The organism is Endozoicomonas sp. YOMI1 (assembly GCF_024606345.1).
GTDB lineage: Bacteria > Pseudomonadota > Gammaproteobacteria > Pseudomonadales > Endozoicomonadaceae > Endozoicomonas.
The window spans coordinates 1-8701 of sequence record NZ_JAHHPM010000298.1 but is presented as its reverse complement, the minus strand read 5'-3'; the positions used below and the strand labels follow the sequence as shown (position 1 = coordinate 8701).

Annotated in this window: 6 protein-coding genes; 1 reads left to right on the top strand and 5 read right to left on the bottom strand. The window is 48.7% G+C overall.

Annotated elements, in window-relative coordinates; translation table 11 throughout:
- The 4 genes from KDK15_RS10500 to KDK15_RS10485 form a co-directional block, all read right to left on the bottom strand.
- The coding region (locus KDK15_RS10500) for a hypothetical protein (protein ID WP_257295311.1) at positions 1-874 on the bottom strand (874 nt) is incomplete at its 3' end.
- Between the two features lie 834 nt (positions 875-1708).
- Complete coding sequence (locus KDK15_RS10495; protein ID WP_257295310.1) at positions 1709-4192, bottom strand: hypothetical protein; 2484 nt, start codon at positions 4190-4192, stop codon at positions 1709-1711.
- Positions 4193-4519: 327 nt separating this feature from the next.
- Positions 4520-5866, bottom strand: coding sequence for an RNA ligase (ATP) (locus KDK15_RS10490; protein ID WP_257295309.1), 1347 nt, complete (start codon positions 5864-5866; stop codon positions 4520-4522).
- Between the two features lie 121 nt (positions 5867-5987).
- On the bottom strand, positions 5988-7061 hold the full coding sequence (locus tag KDK15_RS10485; protein ID WP_257295308.1) for a DUF3080 domain-containing protein: 1074 nt from the start codon (positions 7059-7061) through the stop codon (positions 5988-5990).
- A gap of 158 nt (positions 7062-7219) precedes the next feature.
- On the opposite strand from KDK15_RS10485, the gene pdxB reads away from it, so the two are divergent.
- Positions 7220-8380 carry a 4-phosphoerythronate dehydrogenase PdxB gene (gene pdxB, locus KDK15_RS10480; protein WP_257295307.1) on the top strand — a complete coding sequence of 387 codons (1161 nt, stop codon included), beginning with the start codon at positions 7220-7222 and terminating at the stop codon, positions 8378-8380.
- Between the two features lie 32 nt (positions 8381-8412).
- On the opposite strand, the gene KDK15_RS10475 is transcribed toward pdxB, so the two are convergent.
- The coding region (locus KDK15_RS10475; protein WP_257295306.1) for a YacL family protein at positions 8413-8701 on the bottom strand (289 nt) is incomplete at its 5' end.

The following is an 8701-nucleotide window of genomic DNA, read 5'->3' as shown; positions in this document are numbered from 1 at the left end:
CCCTCTGTTGATCATCCTGACAGGCAGCAAAACACTCCAGCCGGTCCATGTAAAAGCAGTTTCTGACCCGCATAACATCCAGTGTGTCAGCATCATGGAGCAGGCTGCGCAGGGTCTGTATCGCCTCTGGCAGATTCTGGCAGCCCCGGGGATTATCCTTGTGGCAAATCGCTTCGCCACACTGCCAGGCCAGGGACTGATCCATGCCGCAGTTGCGCAGGTGTTCCCTCAGGTTGTCAGCACTGGCCCGCTCCCACTCCGCCGTGTCTTCCCCATCGCCCTCACGGCCAGTATCGTGAAACAGGCAGGCTTTGATCAGCAGCGGTACCATGTGGTCGGGAAATGCCAGCGCCCGGGCATCGCCGTGCAGTTTACGCTGTTGCAACAGGGCTACTGCCCAGGTCGCCGTCCGGCAACTGTGTTGGACACCATGAACGGGGCGGGCAATGGTCTGGGCATGGGGCGCGATACTGTCAGGAAGATAATGCTGGAGCAAGGCCGATTTCATTACCTGAGTGGATTCGATCAAGGATTTATCAATTACCGGCAGATTGGCTGATTCAGTTTCGGTTTCAGCTATTTTCCGACGCTTTTTTGTAGGCTCAATGGTCAGCGTATCCAGTGCTGTCTCAGTGATTTTCGGGGCAATATCAGTGACGGCTACTTTATGTCCGGCCTGGCACCTGAAATCAACATTGACAGCCAGATCCTGCTTTGCAGAAGCAATGCCCGGGAGCATTACCTCTTCACTTCGACCAACTTCTCTGGCAAAAGCGATGCCTGTCTTATCAATATTGTCAGATAAACTGGCGCAACCGGCAAAAGACGCCTGTTCTGTTGTTGCACCGGTTGTTTTAACACCGAGCGGATCCATGTTTGTCAGCCTTCACAACGGTCATTGCAGTACCTGTCTGATTGAGTCAAACCGAATTAATAATAACTTGGACTTTTTGTTCAGTAATTAGTTCCATCCATTGCCAGGGCCTGGTTCAGGTTAAGTGTTGGCACACTCCCCGAAGCCTGAAAAGTCTGGAGATTACCGGAATTTTAATCAACCTGATCAACCGGGTAATTTTCAGGGGCGTACCAGCTCCTGCGCTGGCGCTGGCAGCTTTGGTAACAAACCGCCAGTTGTGGGAAAGCGGCCCTCTTGCGATTATTCAGGGGTAGTTACACTTGCTGATTGAACGACGACTGAATACAGTAACATGCTCTCCCGGTTCGCAAATGCAATGCCCACCCCAAGGGTTACAGCGGAACATTCAGGCTGCACAACAAGTCGCAGAGGTATAGCTGAAACCGTCAATGGTTCATCAGTCTGCTCAGAGGCTGACAATAGATTACCAGGACAGGCTGAAAGTTTATTAGATCCCTCACTTTTGCAAGGGGATTGAATGCTGCAGACAAGACGAGGAAAAAAACGCTCAGTGAAAAAGTGCTGCTGAAAAGGCTATTGCTTGCAAAAGATCTCTGCCCAGAAATTAAGCTCAAAACAAGTCTTGGTTTCTGGCAAAAGCACAAGCAGTGTACAAAATAATTTCGATTGAAAAGACCTGCTCAGTGGACAGCATACACTCATGCTCACTACTACAGTGACTACTATCAAAACCACCATATCCTCAACGAGCTAATTAAGTCAGGGGTCAGATCTTGTTCACAGAAAAATCTGACGCCTGATTTTGTGGCACCCTGTTTGATGAAATATTGCTTACAGACTGGTTTCACTTGTGTCCACTAAATTAGACAACTCCGGGCTTGCACCAGGGTTTGCGGTGGAAAAACGATGACTTATGGCATCTTTGATCCGGGTAAACGGGTAGATGGCCAACGCTTTACCCTCTAACCCTTGCTGGTAGCCCTGGTACCACTGGTACAGGGCATAAAGGGTAACACCACCGGCAATCATCCCTGCCACAATGCCTCCGGTCAGAGCCGCCGGAAAATCAACAGAAACTTCCTCGCTGTTACTGTTATAAAGGGCGGAAGCTGTGCTGTTGATGGTCCCGTTACCGGGCGCAGCGGATAATGACGACACATTTTGCCGGGAGGGTATTACCGTTAGCGACGTATGTTTTATTGGGGCTGGTATCCGATCACTGGTGGCTATGGTGTCGGTATTAGCTGATGTGGTGGCTAATGTGGAGGGCTCAAGGCCAGTTCTGTCGGTTGCGGGGCAACTGGCATCATCGCAGCCAAGATTTACCGTGTCGATGATACGATCAGCAAAACTGGTTAACTTAGTATTGCAGGCAAGTGTGCCGGAAAAGTTGCGACCAGGGTCGCCTGCGGCTATGCCGGCACGATCCCCTTTGATTTCACCACCACAGGCTATGGTATCGCTAACTTTGCCAAAGTTATCATTGTGACCGGCAGCCACGCCAACTGCAGCACGTCCTATAATGTCCGTGTTTTTTTCCCAGGCGAATAGTACACAGTCAATGGCAGTTGTTCGGTTAACTTTGGTGTCAGCATCGTTAAACGCCACAGCAATCGCAACGGAACTGTTGTTCACTTCAGCGTCAATTGTCGTTTTTATGGCGGTTGTGTTATGGATGTCGCAACGGTTGGCAAACGCCGCAGCGACGGCCGCGTGGCCTCCCTTATCGGCACCTTGAATGACGCTGTGGGACAAATCCAGATCCGACTCGAAGTCCTGGGTATGTTTGATTGTGCTGTCGTGACAATTGGCGATAGCGATGCCAACAAGGACTGGTGAGATAGAATTAGCCGTTGCCTTCAGGTGGTTTTCGCTGGTGTTAGTATTCAGAACTGTGCATTGTCGGGCATCAGCAACCACCATTGCGATGCGTCCCTCAATCAGGGAATGATAATGTATTTTGTTTTGACCGTGTGCCTGCGTATCCTCAATACGGGTATGCTCAGCCCTGCCAGCAACGCCACCGATGTTGGCCTCGAAAGTGATGTTGGCCCCGAAAATGTCCCGAGAGCTTTCAATGCGGTTATGAACCAATGTTGAGTTAATGCGGTTATGATCCAATGTTGAGTTCTTGATGACCACGTTATCATGTTCCTTACCAACCGTTTTCCCTGCGATCAGGCCGATGTTGATATTGGTCTCAGCCCCGGGCTTATCCCAGATACGCTTGCCACTGCCAAGTCCTGAGAGGGATACATTGCAGTCTTTAACCTGGTTGCTGTCGATGGTGGCTTTATCCAGCGCTTGCCCGACCAGCATGCCGACGTCAATGGCACTGCCCTGAATAGCAATGGTGGCGTTGTTGATCTGGTTATCCTTGAGTGTGGCACTGTCCTTCATCCTGCCCGCCAGCATTCCCAGCTGTCTGTGATGATTTTCCCCGGGTTCAGCCGTGATATTGATCATTGAATTTTCTACAACGATGTTTTCCTGCCTTGATGCCCCTGCCATGGTGCAGGCAACAAATGCCTCACTGCCAGCGTCGTCAGACCCGGGCCGCCCTGTACTGTCAATATGGCCATTAGTGACGGTGAGATTACGGACTGTCCCTTCGCCCTCCAGACTGTTAATCAGGCAGCCCTTCAGGTTGCTGATGGTATTGCCGTTACCGATGTACGTACCGTTAAAGTGCCGGATAGGCGAGTGGTTGCCAGCATCAATATCAGCGGTCTGTGTGTAGTTACCATTGGCTGGATGACAGGGATCCTCCCCGACTTTGGCCAGGACTGCGGTACTATTAACAGGAATCTGTTCGCCCCTGCAGCCTGGCGGGATGGTTGAGGCTGCCGTGGTGTGTGCTGAAGAGGGGGATGAACTTGTGTCAGGACTGCTGGCCAGCGTTGTCGGCTTGTTACTGCGGGAGGAACCAGTGTTGTTTACCGTGGCAGAACCATCAGTGCTGGCAGGATTGCTGCGCTCTGGCGACGCCCCCCCACAACCCGGCAGGCTGGCCAGGGCCATACAGGCCATGGCCAGTTGGTTAATGGTATTCAGGTAGCTATTGGCCGGTATGGCTTTCTGAACCAGGCGCAGGGCCAGCTCTTTGGGTTGAATCTTCAGCTGTATCCACGGGGTATCTGGCTGATCAGACCCTTGGTTGGGGGCAAAGCCAGGGTGGATGGATTTAGCCATCGATTTACTGACATTCCAGCAGCGTAACCAGCCAGAACCCTGCTCCGGGCCAGGGTCGCTATCAGTGCCAGGCGAATCGAACGGTGGTGTCATGGTTATGCAGGAAGTGAGGACAGGGGTCATTGCAGGGCTCCCAGGTTGATAGGATTCGGATTACAAATGTAGATAAAAATGAGAATGATTATTTTTTATTTTTGCAATAACGGGATTATTGAGGGTTCTTGCTGCGGATGTTCCGGTGTACATTCCCACGCAGAGCGAGGGTGTGCGTTGGGTGGGTATTAGCGCTTTTCTAGAGAAACTGTTTCGTTAATTGGCTACTGCAGGAGGCAAGAAAGCTATTGAAGCAGTTAAGACCATCTATTCCGGGCATACTGTTACGCCTGTCGCCACTGCTTCTGTTCTGCCTGATGCAAGTTGGTGATATACCAGTTAATTCGGGTAACTATTTTACCGTGCTTTCTTGATGGGTTTTTCTTTTAACAGATAATTGTTAGAAACCGCTTTAAAAGAGATTCTTTCCTTCGGGTTGTTACCATCGAATACATACACAAGGCCTTCTCGATTTTTCTTATTGTTCACCTTTGATTTTCCGTCAGCATCCACCAATACATCAGCAACAGTTGCAGCCAGCTCCTTGCTATCAGAAACAACAGGGCAGGTGGGTAAGCCTATTTCCTGGCATATTTTTTCCATTTCATCCTTTTTCATATATGACAGTTTGTCAATATCATAGATATTAAACACATAAATTTCGTTATCCTTGAGAGCATATGGATTACCCCCAATTTTCTGTCCGATGACTTCAGCTTGTATCGCTATGTTTCTTCCCAGGCCCCTGAGTTTTGACTCAATGTTATTCTCACTTGCTATCTGGCATAATGGGTGATCTGTATCTGTTTGCAATTGGTAATTCTTGGAGCAAACACCGTATTCATTATTTCTTAGATAAAATGTTGAACTTGTGCCGTCCAATTTCTCTGACACATAAAATTTTTTATCTTTAAAGGTATCAAATTCAGATTGCAAGTTTTGTATTCTCACTTCATTGCTCTTTGGAATAAAGTGAGGAAAACGGCCTTTGATATAGTCACCTTCTGGTAAACCTCCCGCTGGCTCATATTTTTTAATACCGAGTTTTGAGGTTACATCATCCCCCGGATTAACGGGTACATCATTTCCTAACGTTGAAAGGGGCAATACCAGGCCTTGTGACAGCTGACCACGGAGCTTGATGGTTCTCAAGCGAAAACCTTCACTGCCATCAGGCAAGACTGTATGAGATGATTTCCTGAGAAACTCGAACTCATCCCTGACCGGCAAGATGCTATCAATTTCGCAAAAAATAACCGGTTGGCCTGGTTGAAAATCGGATTTAGCGACAACCACTTTCCAGCCATCGACAGTAGCAACTTCAATGTTATCGGCATTTTCAATAGGCTGTATCTCTGAAATGGTTCTAATGGTTGCTAGCAGTCTTTCTTTATCAGGGATACCCGTGGCCAATAGCTGGGGAGAATCAGGCTTACTTGCCGCAATTGATCGATCAATAATAGACGTTGCATCTTTTGGAATGTCTTGTGCAAAACCGTGGGGCTCCGTGTTGACCGGTGGCAATTGTGGTAAAAATTCACCTCTTTGACCAGAATCAACCACGGACTTGCCGGAAAAAGTCAAACTATTCGCTGATGCATGGGTAGCTGAAGTATTGTTATCAATGTTCGTCGACACAACATCACTGTTAGAAACAGTAAAATTCGCAGCACCTCTGCTAAGGCTATTGGAAGGCAAGGACACTGTGTAATACTCCTCTTAATTGATTGATCAGATTTTTCTGGCATATATTGACCATGTTGTGTAAATAAAGTTTCCTATGGTCATGAATTGATGCAGTTGATCGGATCAATCTCAATAAGCTCTAATTAATCTGCAGCGCCGGTGCTTTGCCACATTGATCCAGAAATTCTGCCCAGATCGTTGTATGGTGTTTGATGCCCTGTTCCAGCTGATACCAGGGGCTGTTAATGTTTGACGCTTGAGTGATCAAGCTGAGATAGCGTTGAATTTCATCCTGTGGTGCAGCTGGCAAGAGGGAGAGCAGACGCTTGAAGTCATTCCGGATAATGATTCCTTGCTGATCAACCCTGGCAAGATAGGGCTGAATCTTTTCTCGATAAAACAGTCGAAAGACATTGTGTAGTCTTTCTTCTTCACCAGGGTCAACAGTGGGGCAAACAGGCCCTTTGCCCAGACGAAGCTGCAGTATATTGGCGGCATGGTTTAGCGTCTGACTTAACAGCGCGACTGTGTAGATGAGTTCTCCCAGGTACCGGTTGGCGGCAACCTGTTGTAAGTGACGTTCCAGATCAGTCGAAGTATAGGGGGGCTCAAGTAATTGATCGGGTAGTAATCTGGTGAGGTAGTTAAGTGCTTCACGGGTTCCCTGAAAATTCGCCTGATCATCAGTTGAGAGCAACCTGCCCTGACTGTTCAGCTGTTTGCTGAATTCCGTATTGGCGAATACCAGGTTCCACTCAATGGCTGGAAACATTGCCTGTTTTTCGATGAATATCTCTTGAAGTTTGGCAATGACTTCCCGGTTTTCACCGGTTTGCCCTAAAAAGCCGATGCACTGGGGAATCAATGATAACAGGGTTTTCTCATAGAAATAGTGTTGCGAGGGTAGCATCTGCTTGCCCAGGCTGCTGTTCCTGTAGGCCACAGCCTGACTGAGGGCAGGGCATTTGAGCAAATCCAGTGCTTCCAGTGCTTTTATACGGATATCTGGTGCCGGGTAAGCGCGTTGTCTTAATGGGGGCAGTTTGGGTATGGCAATGCCTGGTTCAGGGATATTGATACCAGTAACCCGGCTGAGTCGATGGGTGTATTCCTCAAGAAAATACTCAGGCGAAGTGTAGTCTGAGCATCCGGATAGCATCAGGGCAAAGACAAATAATAGGGTTGGAAATCGGTCTACCGTTATCTTGATCACTGGACCCTCAGGCAGGGGTGCTGTTTTTGAGGCTTTCATGTTGGTATAACATAGCCAACTTATTATTTTTAGCTTTTTTAACCCGGATATTTCATGAAATATTCGTGTTAAGGTTCAGCGCTGGCTGTAAATGACAACAATTTTATGAAACATCGTGTATGAAAATAGTGGCTGATGAAAATATTCCTTTGCTGATGGATTGCTTTGGGGCGATGGGGGAAGTGGTTGCTCTGCCTGGCCGGAACATTTCACCTAAGGATGTGCAGAATGCGGATGCTTTGCTGGTACGGTCGGTGACTAAAGTCAGCAGGCAACTGGTAGAAAACAGTTCACTGAAGTTTGTTGGGACTGCCACAGCAGGTTTTGATCATATAGACCGGGAGTATCTTGACCGTCGGGGCATTGCTTTCAGTCATGCACCGGGTTGCAATGCCACGGCAGTGGTTGAATACGTTCTGGCTGCTTTGGATATTCTGGCAGAGCGTGACGGCTTTGAACTGCGTGATCGAACAGTCGGCATTATTGGCAAGGGGCAGGTGGGTGGTCGTCTGTATCAGTTGATGGAGCGGCTTGGGGTAGAAGTTTGTGCCTGCGACCCCTGGCTGGCATTGAAAGAAGGCAACGGTGGTCGCTATGTCAGTGTTGATAAACTGATTGAATGTTCGGATGTCATTTGTCTGCATACCCCACTGATAATGGATGGTCCTTACCCAACCCATTATCTGATCGGTGAGCAGCAACTTAAGGCGATGCAACCGGGAACGGTGTTAATTAATGCAGGGCGGGGGCCTGTGATTGATAATGCCACTTTAAAGCAGTGTCTGGGCGAGCGTGACGATCTGACGGTAGTGCTGGATGTCTGGGAGCATGAACCCGATGCAGATCCGGCATTGATGGCACGGGTAGATATTGCTACCCCACATATTGCCGGATATAGCCTGGACGGAAAGATTCGCGGTACGGCGATGATTTACAAGGCACTGTGCCAGCACTTTGGGCTTCCTGCCAGGGTTCGTCTGCCTGCGATTTCGCCATTGCCGGTACTGAAACAGATGAAGTTCAGTGAGGGAATGACCTTTTCAACCACCTGTTCCAAAGCGATCCGTTCTGTTTACGACATTCGTCGTGATGATGCGGCGATGCGAAAAGGGCTGATGGGGGTGGAGGAGTCTCAGCGTAAGCTGACGTTTGATTTGCTGCGTAAGGATTACCCGGAACGTCGGGAGTTCAGTACACTGCGAGTGGAGTTGAAAGACTGTGCACCAGAATTAGTGCATATCTTTCAGGCATTGCAGTTTAAGATTGGCGATGAACTCTGAATGGAGTTCATTCTGCGCTACTGAATTCAGCACTAAATATTCAGAAAGTCCTGCCAGCAAACCAGCAGCGTTTTAAAGTCATCCAGGTCACAGTGGCTGATGGATTCATGGTCGTAATAGTCCAGGTCGTCCATCTCTTCACAGTCCATTTCGGTATCCAGCAGGGCGGCCCGAACTTCGGCGTGATCCCGGGTCAGGTGAAGGCGATAGTCAATGCCATCATCAAAATATTCCCAGCGCTTCTTTCTCCAGACTTTCAACAACCAGTAACAGTTGAAATAAAAAGCAACGAACGCAACAAGCCCTGCTAGACTTGGCCTG